Below are 15,671 nucleotides of genomic sequence, written 5' to 3'. Positions count from 1 at the left end.
GAAGTCAGTACTTAGACCAAGCTTATTGTGTTCATCATTAAGTCTAAAACCTTTTTTATTGCCTTTTTCTGTGACAGATAGTTTTTGCTCTTTGGCTTAAGAGTCTGCGCGTCCCATAAATTTGCATTCAGATGTGTTTACTTTGACCTTTTCACCACTGGCAATGTACTCAGGTACTTGTATAACTAGTCCAGTAGCTAAAGTCGCTGGTTTAGTTCGAGCACTGGCTGATGCACCTTTGATGGATGGGTCAGTTTGTGTTATCAGCAAGTCTACAGACGCGGGAAGTTCAATACCTACTGGTTTTCCTTCAACCAACAAAATCTGCATTCCTTTTGTATTTTCAGTAATAAAATGGGCCTCTTCGCTGATTGTGTCTGAGTTTAAAAAATATGATGAATAGTCTTCATCATCCATAAATACATATTCGTCGCCGTCAATGTAAGAAAAACTGACTTTATTTCGGTTGAAATCGACCAAATTTAGCATTTCATCAGCTTTGAAACTCTCATCTGCCTTAGCACCTGTACCTACTTCGTATAGACGCATTCTATATAAACTAGCACCTGCACGACCGCTCGGAGTAAGTTTGTTGATCTCTTTAACAAGATACACTTTGCCATTATGTTCAACGGCGGCATTCTTTTTAATTTCACTGGCTTTTGGCATGTAATGAACTCTTTTATATTTTGTAGCAAAAAATAGCATGAAAAAAAAATTAGGCAAGGATAGTTGTGATTATGGAGAAGAACTTTTACTCGTTAGTTGTCATGCTTTTTGGCATAATATTGTCCCAAGTTTTTACAATCTCATTATTAATTAAGGCGCTATGTCCAAGACATCATCTTTGTTTGCTGCAGATGGCAAGTTATCAAAGGCTATAAACGGGTTTGTGCCGCGCCAAGCACAGACTGATATGGCTGTTGCGGTTGAAAATACTATCAAAAATAAAGTTCCGCTCATTGTTGAAGCTGGAACCGGCACTGGTAAAACTTTTGCTTATTTAGCGCCAGCTCTGTTATCTGAAAAAAAGACGATTGTCTCCACAGGGACTAAAAATCTGCAAGAGCAACTTTTTCACCGTGACTTACCTCTAATAAAAAAGGCGCTTGGTTCCAACAGTAAAACTGCTTTGCTGAAGGGACGTGCTAATTATTTATGTCTACATCGGTTGAGGCAACATGGAGGAAATAGCACGTTAGTTGATAGACAAACGTTAACCGAACTAACTCAGGTTAGAGAGTGGGCATCGAGTACTAAAACGGGAGATATGGGTGATATGAGGTCACTGGCAGAAGACGCTAAAGTGTTACCTTTTGTCACCTCTACAGCAGATAACTGTTTGGGCAAAGATTGCCCAGATTATGAAGACTGTTATATGGTTAAAGCTCGTCGGAAAGCACTTGATGCAGATGTTGTTGTGGTCAATCACCATTTGTTTTTTGCTGATATGGCCCTAAAAGATACTGGTTTTGGTGAGCTTATTCCTGAAGCTGACTTAGTAGTATTTGATGAAGCCCATCAAATACCTGATATTGCCAGTGAGTATTTTGGAGAAACGTTTTCGAGTAGGCAGATGCAGGACATCAGTCGCGATGTTGAAGTGGTTTATCGCACCGTTCTTAAAGACGTCAAGCAGTTACAAAATGCTGCTGAAAAATGTAAAATGATTGCTGCAGACTTACGGACTTTATTTCCTGAAAACACAACCAAGGGTAACTGGCGGCAGATGTTAACCAGGGATGACATACAAACTCAGATCAATAAGCTAACTGACAGTCTTAATATTTTATACGAAGTACTCAAATTACATATAGGTAGAGATAAAGACCTCGATAACATTTTTGAGCGAGTATCTGAAGCCAAGGGTAAATTAGCGCGTTTAACTGATACCACACAATTAGGTGTGAGCCTCTGGTACGAAACCACCATGCGTCATATTGTGTTGCATTTGACCCCTTTGAGTATTTCAAAGAAATTCGCCGACTTTATAGCAGAGCCAAAGCGCAGTTGGGTATTTACGTCTGCCACTTTAATGGTTGATGGAGGTTTCACACATTTTCAAAGACAAATGGGTTTAGATAATGCTACCACTTTGTCTTTAGATAGTCCTTTTGATTACCCCAATCAAGCCATGTTATGCGTACCACGATTTTTACCAGAGCCGAACGCTCGAGAAATGCGTGCCACGTTGTTAGATATTTCTATCAAATTGGTCAAAGCCAGTCGTGGCCGTTGCTTTTTGTTATTTACTAGTCATGCCACATTAAATGCCATTGCCAGTCAGTTGAAAGATAAAATCGACAACCCTATCTTGGTTCAGGGATCCACTACTAAACGTGCATTATTGGAAAGTTATATAGAAAACAAAGATGCAGTATTACTGGGTACAGGTGCTTTTTGGGAGGGTGTGGATGTCCGAGGAGATGATTTGACGTGTGTATTAATTGATAAATTACCTTTTGCCTCTCCTGACGACCCGTTATTGCAAGCAAGGATCGAAGACTGTCGCAAAAGTGGTGGTAACCCATTTGCACAACTACAAATTCCTCAAGCCGCTATCGCATTAAAACAGGGGGCAGGGCGCTTGATCCGTGATGAAACTGATAAAGGTGTGTTGGTTATTTGTGATAACCGATTAGTTACTAAAGATTACGGGAAAATATTTATGGGTAGCTTACCAGATATGCACCGAACCCGAGATTTACAAAAAGTAGTGGATTTTTTACATGACATTCACAGTGATAAAAAAGAAGTTGAGACTCTAGAATGAATATTTTAATCATCGATACTGCCACAGAGGCCTGTTCGGTCGCCCTTGAAGTCAATCAACATGTCTATAAACGTTTTGAAATTTGCCCCCAACAACACAGTCAACGTATCTTACCAATGATTGATGAAGTACTAAAAGAAGCTAAAGTAACACTTCAAGGCTTAGATTATTTGGCTTTTGGCCGTGGACCTGGAAGCTTTACTGGTGTACGTATTGCGACCGGTGTTTTGCAAGGCTTAGCTCTTGGCACTGGCCATAAAGTAATAGGCATATCAACATTAGCAGCTATGGCTCAACAAGCTTATGCACAAAATCAGAGTGAACATGTGTGCGCAGCCATAGACGCTCGCATGCTTGAGGTATATTTTGGTCAATATCAACTTAAGCAAGGTGTTATGAGATTAGTGGGTGAAGAAAAAGTTTTATCTCCAGATGAAGGTTCGGTATTACTCAATAGTAGCAAAGTAATAACAGGGGTTGGAACTGGATGGCTAGCATATCCAGAATTAAATGTTACGGGCAAAATTGATGTGTTACCTGATGTTTTGTATCCTAATGCTGTATTTATGTTGCCTATAGCTAAGGCCTTAATCGCCCAAGGCAAAGCAGTTACAGTAGATGATATCCAACCGGTTTACTTACGTGACAAAGTAACCTGGAAAAAATTGCCAGGAAGGGAGTAGGTATTAGGTATGATAACTTGGAACAATTCTTGTATATAATTTTAGCTGCAAATGTCTTATGAGTTTTGAGTCATGGGCATGAAAATATTGTTTTTGCCTACTAGGAAAAGTTGTTGAACATAGAGTCACTGTCTTTATTAAAAGCATCTGATATTGCCCGATCCTCCCGGGATAAGCCTCGTGAACTCAGGTCAGAAAAAAGTCAAGATGACAAACCACACAATGCTGAAGTCTCTATCATTCGAGCTGGTGATAGCAAGTCATTTGAAAAAGCCGCTTCTTTTAATCAACAAACTGAATCTCTTTCTAAAAATAGTTTAAATGAAAAGGCAGGTATAGCCGCTTATCAAAGTGTGGCTAAAGAGCAGCAGCGTCAGGGTATTCAATTATTATTAGGCGTTGACACCTTCGTTTGATCTATTCTTCGTTCTGATAGATATAAAAATAACTACAAAATTCAGTAGCTGTTCAGTTACTATATTTAAAATAGCAGATGAGAATACTCTGTCTGATCTATCTGAGGATAATTATGAATAATCGTATATGTGTTTCATTGGTTGCTTTGTTTTTGGTTGGTTGTTCAACATTTCCAGACAAGTTGCAGCTTGATGATAACACCCAATTAGTTACCTATGAGGATGCGGCCTCAAAGGCTGAACAAGTGAAAGGCAAGATGTTGCGTTGGGGTGGTAGCATTGCAAAAGTTGAAAATAAACCTGATTCGACTATTTTTGAAATGGTGTATTACCCATTAAATGGTTACGGCAAGCCAGTTTCAGGCGATGATAGCATGGGCCGTTTCCGTATGAGTGTTGACGGTTTTATGGATCCAATGGTCTACAAAGTCGGACGCTTCATGACGTTTACAGCACAGCTTAATGGTTTAGAAACGGGATTAGTGGGTGAACATGAATATGTGTTTCCAACAGCAACAGTCGATGCTTATTACTTGTGGAAAGATGTAAACAACAATATAAGGGGCTCATATTTATTACCGCATCTATACTGGAACCCAGGGTTCAATAATTGGTATTACCCGCGTCATTATCGCCGAAACGTATTTATTCGAGGCTCAACTGGTAATAATAGTCATAGAATTAATTCAACACGTGCAAGTGGCGCGAAAAACTATCAGAAATCTGTAAATATAAAAAGAGTTGAAAGGTAGCGGTAATTACTTGTCAAAAAGGGTTAATTATCGTTGGTAGGGCGGCAATATATTGCCGCTTTTTTGTATCTTAAAAAGGAAAATACGTGCAGCAAGACCTTGAATTTTCCCTTTCCAATATCACGCTTCGTGGTATTGGATATGGTGATCCTAGTAAACCCATGATTTTGGCATTACATGGTTGGTTAGATAACGCCTTAAGTTTTCAGCCCATTGCTGACTACCTAACTGACTACTATATTGTTGCATTAGATATCACTGGTCATGGATTGTCTACCCATCGAAGTCATGGAGCTCATTACCATCTAATTGATTTTGCTTATGATTTACATGAACTGGTCGAGTCACAAGGTTGGCAATCTTTTATATTGATGGGCCATTCTATGGGGGGTATTATTTCGACTATTTATGCAAGTTGTTTTCCTGAATATGTGAGTAGGCTTATTTCAATTGAGTCTTTTGGGCCTATGACCAAAGATACACAAAGTAGCCCAACCCAACTCAGAGAGTCTATTTTAAGTAGGCTAAAAGCCCAGCAAACTGATGCAAAACACCCTAACAGTATCGAACGAACCATTGAAGCCAGAGCAAAGGTGGGGGATATTAAATTTGAGTCAGCTAGACTATTAATAACACGCAATATACGTGAAGAAAATGGACAGTTATTTTTTACAACTGACAGGCGTCTACGTACCTCTTCATCTCTTAGAATGACAGAACCACAAGCCGAAGCTTTTATGCGTAATATTCAATGTCCCACTTTGGTCATAACAGGTGATCATGGATACGAATCAATGCGAACCATATTACAAAATAGGCTGAACTGGGTTGAAAATTTAACTGTCGCAAAATGTGAGGGATACCATCATTTACATATGGATAATCCTCAACCAGTTGCCGAAAAAATTGTTGGATTTTTAAGCTGAACGTGAACTGGTCTTAGCTGTTAATCAATTGTTGATTTATCTTTGAGAAAGGTTTGGGTAGAATAGATTTTAGTTTGGTATTCTATTAAAAATAATAAATAGTTGGTTTTTGCACTTTTAACAAGGTGAAAGCAAAAACACAACGGCCTGGAGGCACAGTGGAAAAAATCTGGCTAAAGAATTATGACCCAAAAGTCCCTGCAGAGATCGATCCTGATCGTTACTCATCAATAGTAGACATTTTTGAACAGTCTATAGAAAAGTATTCGTCTAATGTGAGTTACATCAACATGGGTAAAAGTATAACTTTTGCAGAGTTGGATGACCTTTCACGTGACTTCGCCGCGTATTTACAAAACATTGGATTTAAAAAAGGGGATGCTGTGGCAATTATGATGCCTAACCTTATTCAATATCCGGTGGCACTCTTTGGCGTTCTTCGCGCGGGAATGATAGTAGTCAATGTTAATCCGCTATACACACCCAGAGAGTTGCAGCATCAATTAATCGATTCAAACGCTAAAGGCATTGTTATTGTTGAAAACTTTGCTTGTACATTAAGTGAGGTCATTAAAAATACCGCTATAGAAACCGTATTATTAACATCTGTTGGTGAAATGTTATCACCTTTGAAAAAAATCGTTACCAACTTGATGATCAAATACGTAAAAAAGATAATCCCCGCCTATGACTTACCTAATGCAATCAGCTTCTCAAAAGCGCTTAAAAAAGGCCATAGTTTTACTTATCATCGCCCTGTAGTAACTGGCGAAGATCTGGCTTTCTTGCAATACACAGGAGGCACTACAGGGCTATCTAAAGGGGCAATGCTTACCCACAGAAATATCGTAGCAAATTTAGAGCAAACTTCAAATATTCTAGAAAGCAGAGTTGAACCTGGAAAAGACTTAGTGGTTACGGCTTTACCTCTTTACCATATATTTGCATTGCAAGGTAATTGTTTGACGTTTGTCAAGTTTGGTTGTCCTAACTTGTTGATCACAAATCCTCGCGATATGCCTGGATTCGTAGCCGAAATGGCTAAATATCCATTCACTGTTATTACCGGTGTTAATACGTTATTTAATGGATTGCTCAACACCCCTGGTTTTTCAGATTTAGATTTTAGTCGATTAAAGTTTGCTCTAGGTGGTGGCGCTGCAGTGCAGCGATCTGTTGCTGAACGTTGGCAAAAGGCAACGGGACATGTGTTGCTCGAAGGTTATGGATTAACCGAATGTTGCCCAACAGTGACCATTAACCCACCACAACTCAAAGCATATAAAGGTTCTATCGGTATGCCTGTGCCTTCGACTGACATAAAACTGGTAGACGATGCAGGTAATGAAGTGCTTATGGGAGAAGCTGGTGAGATGCTGGTTAAAGGGCCACAGGTAATGAAAGGTTATCTTAATCGCCCAGATGCAACCAACGAAATGATAGTAGACGGCTGGTTAGCTACAGGTGATATAGCAACGTGCGACGAAGATGGTTACTTTTATATTGTTGACCGTAAAAAAGACATGATTTTAGTTTCCGGTTTTAATGTGTTTCCGAATGAAATCGAGGAAATAGCTGCGATGCATGAAGACGTTCTAGAAGCTGCCGCTATAGGTGTGCCACATGAGGTTTCTGGTGAGATTGTGAAACTGGTAGTTGTGCGTAAAAATCTAGATTTGTCTGAAAAAGACTTGATTTCACATTGTCGGAAATATCTTACTGGTTATAAGGTACCGAAAAAAGTTGAGTTTACAGACGAGCTTCCTAAAAGTAATGTTGGTAAGATACTACGTAGAGAATTAAGAGATAAATAGCCCATCGCTTTGTGTTTATATATAGAGCCGGCGTTAGCCGGCTTTTTTATGGGTCTTGTGACAACTAATTTGGAAATCCATGCAATACAACTTTATAACCAGTAATCAAGCACTCGCAGATTTTTGTCAGCAAGCCAGTCAGGTAGAAGCTATAGCGGTAGATACCGAGTTTGTTCGAACTCGCACATTATATCCTCAATTGGGGCTTATTCAGATTTATGATGGCAAACAACTGGTGTTGGTTGATCCCTTAGTCATAGATGATTTTTCAAGTTTGACTGAGTTGTTAACCAACCCTAATGTGGTCAAAGTATTGCATTCTTGTTCTGAGGATTTAGAAACGTTTTGGCATGCCTTTAAAGTTATGCCTAGCCCCATATTTGATAGCCAGTTTGCTGCTAGCATCGTTGGTATGGGGCCCGCTTTAGGTTATGCCAAGTTAGTGGAGGTTATGCTTGATGTCGTTGTTGATAAAGGTGAGTCGCGAACTGATTGGTTAGCAAGACCTTTGCGTGATGAACAGTGCGACTATGCAGCAAAAGACGTGTTGTATTTGTTTCAACTTTACCCAGAGCTTAAATCACGCGTAGAAGAACAAAATAAGTTACCTTGGGTGTATGCTGAAATAGCCCACTTATCAGCCAAGAAACAAACACCCATCCCATTGGATTCCGTTTACTTAACGATTAAGAATAACTGGAAATTATCCAATAAAGCCGTGTTAATATTAAAAAAATTAGCTGCATGGCGAACTGCAACTGCAAGGCAGCGTGATATGGCACTAAATTTTGTGGTGCGGGAAGAAAATTTAGTCTCCATTGCTATGCTGCAACCATCGAATAAAAATGAACTACGCACCATTCAAGGAGTGAACCCCCACGAAGTTAGGATACATGGTGATGCATTATTGGCTATCGTTGCTGATTGCCAAAAAGTGAGTGAAGAAGCTTACCCGTCAAAGATAAAACGTTTAAATGATGTTGAAGAATACAAAAATACTGCGGCTAGTGTTAAAAAATTATGTCTTAGTATTGCAGAGAAATATGCAATACCTCCTGAACTAGTTGGTTCTAAAAAACAAATTAACCAATTACTTAAGTGGTGCTGGTTCACTCAAGATGAGACCCGCGACATGGGATTACAACCCGATTTATTAAGCAGTTGGCGCCGAGCCTTTTTTGTTAAAGAATTGATCAATATTAAGGCTTTAAATTTATCAGATGAACTACTTGAAGGGAACACATGATGTTGTGCGCGGTTTATAAAAGTAGTAAAAAATCAGAAACCTATTTGTATGTGCCGGGTAGAGATGATTTTTCTAAAGTTCCCGAAGCGTTGTTAAAAACATTTGGAAAACCAGTTTTTATGATGATTATGCCGCTTAAAAAAGATCGTGTAATGGCCAGGGTACAAATTGATAAGTTGCGTACTGATCTCAAAATTAACGGTTTTTACTTACAACTACCACCTCCTACTGAAAATTTACTTAAAATTCACCTTCAACAACAGGACACAGAATAGTAACTATGAAATGTATCTATCTCGGTCTTTCGATTTTGTTGTATTTAGTCAGCCAAAATTTGAATGCAAAACCCACTTTTGAACAGTATATAACTGATATAAAGTTACAGAGCGTTAAAAAAGGCTATACCACTGATTTTATTGAACAAGTGTTTAGCGGTGTCAGTTATCGTGAAAAAACAGTCACAGCTGATAAAAATCAGCCTGAGACAAAGCTGACTTTAGACAAATATCTAGCCACTCGTGTGCCTGATTGGAAAGTTAAAAAAGCCATCGATTTAATGATGCAACATGAAGAGTTATTAGATCAAGTAGAACAACAGTTTGGTGTTCAAAAGCGTTTTATTGTGGCGCTATGGGGTAACGAAAGTAACTTTGGCAATATTATGGGCAAACATTCAGTGATCAACTCATTGGTGACTTTGGCTTATGAGGGCAGGCGAGAAGCTTTATTTAAAAAACAGTTATTTGCCGCCTTAAAAATTCTTAATCAGGGACACGTTGAACTAGATGAATTCGTTGGTTCATGGGCTGGTGCCATGGGGCAAAGCCAATTCATGCCTACTTCATTTTTAGATTATGCGATTGATTTTGATAACGATGGTCGAAAAGATATTTGGAATAGTAAAGCAGATGTATTCGCCTCTATTGCCAATTTTTTAAAATCAGAAGGCTGGAGCAATCAATTAACATGGGGGCGCCAAGTTACAGTGCCTGACAACTTCGATTTTAGTTTAGCTGGCCTTAATCTATCATCAAAGCGTTTGTTAGCAGATTGGCAGACATTGCAGGTTAGACGTTATGATGGCACTGATTTACCTGATTTACCTATCAAAGGTTCTCTTATAGCGCCTGATGGTGGAACTGGGCGAATTTATTTGGTTTACAGCAATTTTCATACATTAATGAAGTGGAATCGTTCGAGTTATTTTGGGGTCTCTGTAAGCTACTTGTCAGACCGCATTCAAAAAGGGTCCTGAGGCGTTGTCTAGATATAAGCATATTGATATTGATGGCAATAATATTGATTTACCAGTAGGCAAAATAGTTTGTGTAGGACGAAATTACCTTCAACATATTAAAGAACTAGACAACGAAATACCTACTGAACCTTTATTGTTTAATAAACCATCGACGGCTTTATCCGCACTTAATAGTCCTATTATAATACCTAAAAACTTAGGTTCTTGTGAGCATGAGTTAGAAGTAGCGGTATTGGTTAAAACCAGAATCTGCCGAGCTTCGATTAAAAAAGCTGGGGCTGCGATATGGGGGATAGGTTTGGGGTTAGATCTGACTTTACGGGACGTGCAGAGTGCACTCAAAAAACAAGGCCATCCATGGGAACGTTCAAAAGCATTCGACTCTAGTTGTCCTATGTCACAATTTATAGCCATAGAGCAGGTTAAAAATTTATCTAATATAGACTTTTGTTTGTGCGTCAATAATCAATTAAGACAACATGGCAATAGCCGAAACATGTTGTTTCCTATAGTAAAACTATTAAAAAATATTTCTAATACATTTACTCTTTTACCCGGAGATATAGTGATGACAGGAACTCCCAAAGGTGTAGCCGCTTTAACCACCGGTGATCGTTTATTCATCGACTTAAATGAGCATTTTTCTGTAAGAACAGATGTTATATAAATAATGAAATTTTCTTTTAAATCTATCATTGACCTTTCGAATAAATTATTAATTTGTTAGGCATTTGGTGAAGCTCGTGAAGTCATTGATATTGAACATATTTTAAATAATATTGTTAATATGACAGGTGAAAATTAGGTTGAAAATATAGAGCTTGATGTAACTATGTTTTCTAATCATAGCGCCAATCAAGAAGTATCAGAGTTGATGATAAACATCCAAGAGAACAAATGGCTTAGTGATATTAAAATAGCTAGGATCATCGAACCTGGACTCAATATTCATAATTTAATTGAAACTATGGCTAAAAAGTTATCTTTGCCGATTAAAAATTTCGAAATACGCAGCGAAGCTATGCTTTAGTTGTTATTTGATAAAGTGCGTGAATAACGTTGAGGAATAATAAATATGGGTAATGTTATGAATAAATACTGGGAAACGACTCCCCTTGAAAATATGACTGAAAAAGAGTGGGAAGGTATTTGTGATGGTTGTGCCAAATGTTGTTTGCATAAATTCATTGATGATGAAGAAGTTACTCAAGCAGCACCTACAGCTCATATTCAACAAGGTGAAAAAATCCATTATACTAACATTGCTTGTGGGTTATTAAATACTAAAACCTGCGCATGCACACAGTACTCTGAGCGAACCAACTTGGTACCGGAATGTGTCAAACTTACCAAAGATAATCTGCAAGATATCTTTTTTATGCCTCACAGCTGCAGTTACCGTAGGCTTTACGAAGATAGGGGATTACCCAGTTGGCATCCGTTACTCAACAAAGGTAAAAAATCAGCAATGCATAAATCAGGTATGTCCGTAAGGGGAAAGACTGTTGCTGATCATGATGTTGATTTAGAGCTGTTTGAAGACTACATAGCGCTTTGGCCGATGGAAGATTTGGATTAGGATTTTTGAACTACTAGCTAGAGTTTTATTAACTATCAATAGGTTAATAGGAATTGTGCCACATATTGCTTCATCTATTAGACAAGCAAATATTAATTCTGACTTTTTCTAACAGCATAGTCAGTTTTAATATCAAAAAAATCATTTATTATTTGAGTGCTAAAAATGTGCAGCTGTAAACATAAATACTTAACGTATAATTTATATACTCAATAACTTATTCGCCGCAATAATCAGAAACATCGAACATAATTTTCAGTTCTGATGTATCTGATAAATTGCTACATTTTTTAATTGTTTTTATCTAAATGCTCGAAGTCGACTTCTTCGTATTTTGTACCCGCATTTTCATCGTTAAATACATCCATGTCTAATTCGTTTTCACTTTTTGCCACAATACAAGCTACCATGCAGTCACCAGTTACGTTTACAGCTGTTCTGGTCATATCTAGCAATCTATCAACACCTATAATCAGCGCGATGCCCTCTACTGGTAAATTTACTTGTTGTAGAACCATAGCAAGCATTATAAGACCCACTCCGGGCACTCCAGCTGTGCCTATAGAAGCCAAGGTAGCAGTGAGTATCACCATCATATAATCACCTAAACTCAAATCTACAGCGTACACCTGTGCGATAAATACAGTGGCGACACCTTGCATAATGGCGGTGCCGTCCATGTTAATTGTAGAGCCAAGAGGAACGGTAAAAGAAGCAACAGAGCGTTTAACACCTAACTTTTTAATGGCTGTTTCCATGGTGATTGGCAAGGTGGCGCTGCTGCTTGAGGTACTAAACGCAAATAAAGCAGCATCACGCATTTTCTTTATCAAGACTACTGGGCTCAAGCCACTGAGAACTTTTAAAATTATTGGATAAGAGACAAACGCGTGTAAAAGTAGAACAAACACAACGAGTAAAAAATATTTAAGAAGGCTGGCGATAGTGTCAAAACCAATAGTGGCAAAAAGCTTAGCCATCAAAACAAATACCCCGTAAGGAGCCAGATTCATTAAGATAGTTACAAGTTTCATGATAACAGTACTAAAGTCTTCAAATACCGCGGTTAGTCTTTTACCCGTATCTCCTGTCATCGCCATGGCAATTCCAAAGAATACGGCAAACACAATAATTTGTAACATATTACCTTCAGCCATGGCATTGATGGGATTAGTTGGCATCATATTTATGATAACCTGACCTAGAGAAGGTGCTTCTTTTGCAACAAACGCTGCCTCGGTGGTTAGATTTAATCCTTCGCCCGGTGCAACTAGTAGAGCGAAACTGACAGCTAAGCTAATAGCTATTGCCGTAGTACTGATATAAAGTAATATAGATTTACCGCCTAATCGACCCAACTTTGAAGGGTCAGATAAACTAGATGTGCCACATACTAATGAAACAAAAACGAGTGGCACAACCAGCATTTTTAAGCTGGCGATAAAGATACTACCTACTATGTTAAATATACCGTCGATTAAAAGCGCATACGTGGAAACTTGAAAGCCGAATACACTAAAAGAAAAATCTCCGCTATCATCAAACAACCATTGTAGTAAAGCTCCTATAATTATTCCGGATATCATGCCGATAAAGATCCTGACGGTCAGTCCGAATTTTTGTGAAACGGGTTTCTGTAATGGCGAGGGTGTTGATGTAGTCATGGAAATCCTAAGCTTTATTATTGTTAAAAGTTGTGAGTATTAGTGCTATTGAATTGGGTTATCTATTTTAACCTTCACCTAGGTTAGCAAGATTGTGGTTCAAGCTGAACTGTTAAAGTGAATTTGCCATTACAATATGGCCCATGTGTATAGGAAAGGATTATGATTTTACGTTTTAGAACGCTGTTTGGATTTTTGGCTGTACTGAGCCTTTTTTCATGTGGAGGAGGCGGGAGTCTCTCTCGTGATGATAGTGCTGGGGGAACGACTGGAAGTGCGACAGTCACGATCACCAGAAGTATTTCGCTTGCTTTTACTGATGATAATGGTCAGCCATCAACATCACTCAGCGAATCCACTCCTTTAACGCTCACTGCAACAGCAACAGACTCGAACGGCGACCCTGTTACTTCTACCTTGATTACATATAGGTTCCAACCAGAAGGGTTGGCTGTTTTTGGCAATGATGCAGGCACCGCCTCTACTGATGCAAACGGCGCCGCAATTATTCAAATACTCGTTGGTGAAAACTCTGGCGCTGGGGAAATAGTAGCGGCTCTTAGTTCAGGCGAAGAAGCAACGACTACCTTTAATTCGTCAGGCACAACACTCATAGGTGAACAACCTGCATCACTTGACTTGTTTGGCAGTTTCACTCAATTAGCCTCGAGTGGCTCAGATGAAATTGAGCTCATTGCTTTAGTCAAAGATGCAAATAACGTGCTCCTTGAGGGGATAGATGTAACATTTTCCGCTGATTCTGGTGCAAGTCTGCAACTTGAAAATGGAGGAAGTGTTGCGATAACTGGTGTTGATGGTATTGCTAGAGCTACCCTTTCAACTCAAAATAACCAAGAAAATAGGACTATTGAGGTTATAGCTAGTTCTGCTACCTTCTCTCAAATATTAGAAGTTCAAGTGGTGGGCACACAGATAAATATCAATGGTTCATCATCTGCGATTTTAAATGATCCCGTTCCTTTAACTATTAGTTTGGTCGACTCTGACGGTAACGGTATTGCGAACAAAACTATCAATCTAAGTGCTACTAATGGGCAGTTAAGTGACACCAGTCCAACTACCTCAGTTGAAGGACAAATAACAGTAAACTACACTAGTGCTGTGGCAGGTACGGATACCGTGGTTGCAATTGCTCTTAACTCCCAAAGCGAATTTTCCATAGCCGTCCAAGAAGACGATTTTTCTTTTGTTGATGCGTTGGTAGATAACGAAGCAGTTGAAGTTGAACTCAATACTGCAACTGAGCTGACAGTACAGTGGTTAAAAAATGGTACTGCTTTTGCCAATGGAAACGTAACCCTTACTACATCAAGAGGTCTAGTGGCCGAATCTATTGCTAGCACGGATAGTGAAGGTAACGTGGCATTTTCGCTTCAATCCAATAATGCTGGTTTTGCTTCAATCACTGCAACAGGATTAGATGCAGAGGGCAATGAAGTGAATGCCAGAACTTTAGTGGAGTTTGTCGCCACAGTGGCAGATAACATTATTGTTGATGGCACTCCCGACTCTGTGGCCCCAAGCGGCCAAACCAGTACGATTACTTCAGTGGTACGCGACCCAAATGGTAACCTAGTCAAAGGTAAAGTGATTAATTTTGTAGTGGATGATGTCAGTGGTGGCACTATATCACCCAATCAAGCGACAACTAATCGAAGCGGCATAGCTTCAACAGTTTACACCTCCAATGCAGTAAGCAGTTTTGAGGCCGTTAAAGTTTACGCAACAGTAGCTGATACTCCTTCAGTTAGTAATTTTACAAGTTTGACTGTTGGCGATAGGGCGTTCGATATTTCGATTGGAACCGGACGCTTAATTGAAGCGCCTGAACAATCTTCTTACTCAAAAGAGTTCTCGGTTTTTGTGACCGACCCAGACTCAAATCCTGTACCTAACGCGCTCATGACTTTTTCAGCTCCGCCAGTGAAATTTTCTGATGAGGGCAAATTTCGTAAAGGAACATGGAGCTATGACGATGTCAATGATATTTGGTTACAAGTTATTACTGATAGTTGCGATAATGAAGATGTAAATGGTAACGGAATACTGGATGTGGGTGAAGATTCTAATAATAATGGTATCTTTGATGAAGGTGAAGATTCAAATAATGATGGAATCTTCGATGAAGGTGAAGATATTAATAAAGACGGGCTGTTAACACCCGGAAACGTGGTAAGTATTCCTTCTACAAGTACCACAGATGATAATGGTCAAACCTTGATTAATATTTTGTACGCGAAACAGTTCGGCGCATGGGTAGATGTCGATATTTCGGTGAATGCAGAATCTGCCGGAAGCGAATCATCTGAGAGTCAAGAATTTTCATTACCTGTTGCAGCAACTGACTTGGTTGATGATGCATCTCCTCCACCTAGCAGTCCATACTGTGTGATGGTTGGCTGTATTAATACAGATCGATAAATATAATAAGTAAAAAGCCCGATATTCCCGGGCTTTTTTATATGCATAATATTAAAATACAAAGTAGGGTAAACCGTCACCCCTGTTGAAATGGGTAAACAGAAGCGAGTGCTAATAA

The 15,671-nt window shown here is 39.0% G+C and carries 15 protein-coding genes; 13 read left to right on the top strand and 2 right to left on the bottom strand.

What is annotated here, in order from left to right; all coding sequences use genetic code 11:
- Positions 1-96: 96 nt before the first annotated feature.
- Positions 97-669, bottom strand: a complete 573-nt coding sequence (yeiP, locus tag QZ562_RS04645; protein ID WP_293757398.1) for an elongation factor P-like protein YeiP — start codon at positions 667-669, stop codon at positions 97-99.
- A 160-nt stretch (positions 670-829) separates the two neighbouring features.
- On the opposite strand from yeiP, the gene QZ562_RS04640 reads away from it, so the two are divergent.
- The 12 genes from QZ562_RS04640 to QZ562_RS04585 all read left to right on the top strand — a co-directional run bounded on the left by QZ562_RS04640 (position 830) and on the right by QZ562_RS04585 (position 11,447).
- Entirely contained in the window at positions 830-2,773 is a 1,944-nt protein-coding gene (locus tag QZ562_RS04640; protein WP_293757395.1) for an ATP-dependent DNA helicase, read from the top strand.
- Positions 2,770-3,456 carry a tRNA (adenosine(37)-N6)-threonylcarbamoyltransferase complex dimerization subunit type 1 TsaB gene (gene tsaB / locus QZ562_RS04635; protein WP_293757393.1) on the top strand — a complete coding sequence of 229 codons (687 nt, stop codon included), beginning with the start codon at positions 2,770-2,772 and terminating at the stop codon, positions 3,454-3,456. Before QZ562_RS04640 ends, tsaB begins: the two co-directional genes overlap by 4 nt.
- Before the next feature lie 113 nt (positions 3,457-3,569).
- Positions 3,570-3,872, top strand: coding sequence for a hypothetical protein (locus QZ562_RS04630; RefSeq protein WP_293757391.1), 303 nt, complete (start codon positions 3,570-3,572; stop codon positions 3,870-3,872).
- Positions 3,873-3,985: 113 nt separating this feature from the next.
- On the top strand, positions 3,986-4,624 hold the full coding sequence (locus tag QZ562_RS04625; RefSeq protein ID WP_293757389.1) for a Slp family lipoprotein: 639 nt from the start codon (positions 3,986-3,988) through the stop codon (positions 4,622-4,624).
- Positions 4,625-4,710: 86 nt separating this feature from the next.
- On the top strand, positions 4,711-5,550 hold the full coding sequence (locus QZ562_RS04620) for an alpha/beta hydrolase (protein WP_293757387.1): 840 nt from the start codon (positions 4,711-4,713) through the stop codon (positions 5,548-5,550).
- Positions 5,551-5,708: 158 nt separating this feature from the next.
- Positions 5,709-7,364, top strand: coding sequence for a long-chain-fatty-acid--CoA ligase FadD (gene fadD, locus QZ562_RS04615; protein WP_293757385.1), 1,656 nt, complete (start codon positions 5,709-5,711; stop codon positions 7,362-7,364).
- Positions 7,365-7,443: 79 nt separating this feature from the next.
- Complete coding sequence (gene rnd / locus QZ562_RS04610) at positions 7,444-8,610, top strand: ribonuclease D (protein WP_293757383.1); 1,167 nt, start codon at positions 7,444-7,446, stop codon at positions 8,608-8,610.
- The gene (locus tag QZ562_RS04605) at positions 8,610-8,885 is read left to right on the top strand and encodes a YcgL domain-containing protein (RefSeq protein ID WP_293757443.1); all 276 of its coding nucleotides are present in this window, start codon (positions 8,610-8,612) and stop codon (positions 8,883-8,885) included. Before rnd ends, QZ562_RS04605 begins: the two co-directional genes overlap by 1 nt.
- 5 nt (positions 8,886-8,890) lie before the next feature.
- On the top strand, positions 8,891-9,865 hold the full coding sequence (locus tag QZ562_RS04600; protein ID WP_293757381.1) for a lytic murein transglycosylase: 975 nt from the start codon (positions 8,891-8,893) through the stop codon (positions 9,863-9,865).
- Positions 9,866-9,869: 4 nt separating this feature from the next.
- Complete coding sequence (locus QZ562_RS04595) at positions 9,870-10,535, top strand: fumarylacetoacetate hydrolase family protein (protein ID WP_293757379.1); 666 nt, start codon at positions 9,870-9,872, stop codon at positions 10,533-10,535.
- Between the two features lie 165 nt (positions 10,536-10,700).
- Positions 10,701-10,898, top strand: a complete 198-nt coding sequence (locus QZ562_RS04590) for a hypothetical protein (protein ID WP_293757377.1) — start codon at positions 10,701-10,703, stop codon at positions 10,896-10,898.
- Between the two features lie 57 nt (positions 10,899-10,955).
- The gene (locus QZ562_RS04585) at positions 10,956-11,447 is read left to right on the top strand and encodes a YcgN family cysteine cluster protein (RefSeq protein ID WP_293757375.1); all 492 of its coding nucleotides are present in this window, start codon (positions 10,956-10,958) and stop codon (positions 11,445-11,447) included.
- Positions 11,448-11,737: 290 nt separating this feature from the next.
- Here QZ562_RS04585 and QZ562_RS04580 read toward each other — a convergent pair whose 3' ends face one another.
- Positions 11,738-13,111 carry a dicarboxylate/amino acid:cation symporter gene (locus tag QZ562_RS04580; RefSeq protein ID WP_293757373.1) on the bottom strand — a complete coding sequence of 458 codons (1,374 nt, stop codon included), beginning with the start codon at positions 13,109-13,111 and terminating at the stop codon, positions 11,738-11,740.
- Positions 13,112-13,273: 162 nt separating this feature from the next.
- Between QZ562_RS04580 and QZ562_RS04575 the strand changes: the two genes are divergently transcribed.
- Entirely contained in the window at positions 13,274-15,553 is a 2,280-nt protein-coding gene (locus tag QZ562_RS04575; protein WP_293757371.1) for an Ig-like domain-containing protein, read from the top strand.
- Positions 15,554-15,671: the final 118 nt, after the last annotated feature.

Source organism: uncultured Paraglaciecola sp., assembly GCF_913058035.1.
In the GTDB taxonomy this organism is placed as follows: domain Bacteria; phylum Pseudomonadota; class Gammaproteobacteria; order Enterobacterales; family Alteromonadaceae; genus Paraglaciecola.
This window is presented reverse-complemented; position numbering and strand designations above follow the sequence as displayed.

Excerpts from the sequence above, each read along its gene's own strand:
- yeiP (WP_293757398.1), bottom strand. The coding sequence starts at position 669 with ATGCCAAAAGCCAGTGAAATTAAAAAGAATGCCGCCGTTGAACATAAT.
- QZ562_RS04640 (WP_293757395.1), top strand. The coding sequence starts at position 830 with ATGTCCAAGACATCATCTTTGTTTGCTGCAGATGGCAAGTTATCAAAG.
- tsaB (WP_293757393.1), top strand. The coding sequence starts at position 2,770 with ATGAATATTTTAATCATCGATACTGCCACAGAGGCCTGTTCGGTCGCC.
- QZ562_RS04625 (WP_293757389.1), top strand. The coding sequence starts at position 3,986 with ATGAATAATCGTATATGTGTTTCATTGGTTGCTTTGTTTTTGGTTGGT.
- rnd (WP_293757383.1), top strand. The coding sequence starts at position 7,444 with ATGCAATACAACTTTATAACCAGTAATCAAGCACTCGCAGATTTTTGT.
- QZ562_RS04605 (WP_293757443.1), top strand. The coding sequence starts at position 8,610 with ATGTTGTGCGCGGTTTATAAAAGTAGTAAAAAATCAGAAACCTATTTG.
- QZ562_RS04600 (WP_293757381.1), top strand. The coding sequence starts at position 8,891 with ATGAAATGTATCTATCTCGGTCTTTCGATTTTGTTGTATTTAGTCAGC.
- QZ562_RS04590 (WP_293757377.1), top strand. The coding sequence starts at position 10,701 with ATGTTTTCTAATCATAGCGCCAATCAAGAAGTATCAGAGTTGATGATA.
- QZ562_RS04585 (WP_293757375.1), top strand. The coding sequence starts at position 10,956 with ATGAATAAATACTGGGAAACGACTCCCCTTGAAAATATGACTGAAAAA.
- QZ562_RS04580 (WP_293757373.1), bottom strand. The coding sequence starts at position 13,111 with ATGACTACATCAACACCCTCGCCATTACAGAAACCCGTTTCACAAAAA.
- QZ562_RS04575 (WP_293757371.1), top strand. The coding sequence starts at position 13,274 with ATGATTTTACGTTTTAGAACGCTGTTTGGATTTTTGGCTGTACTGAGC.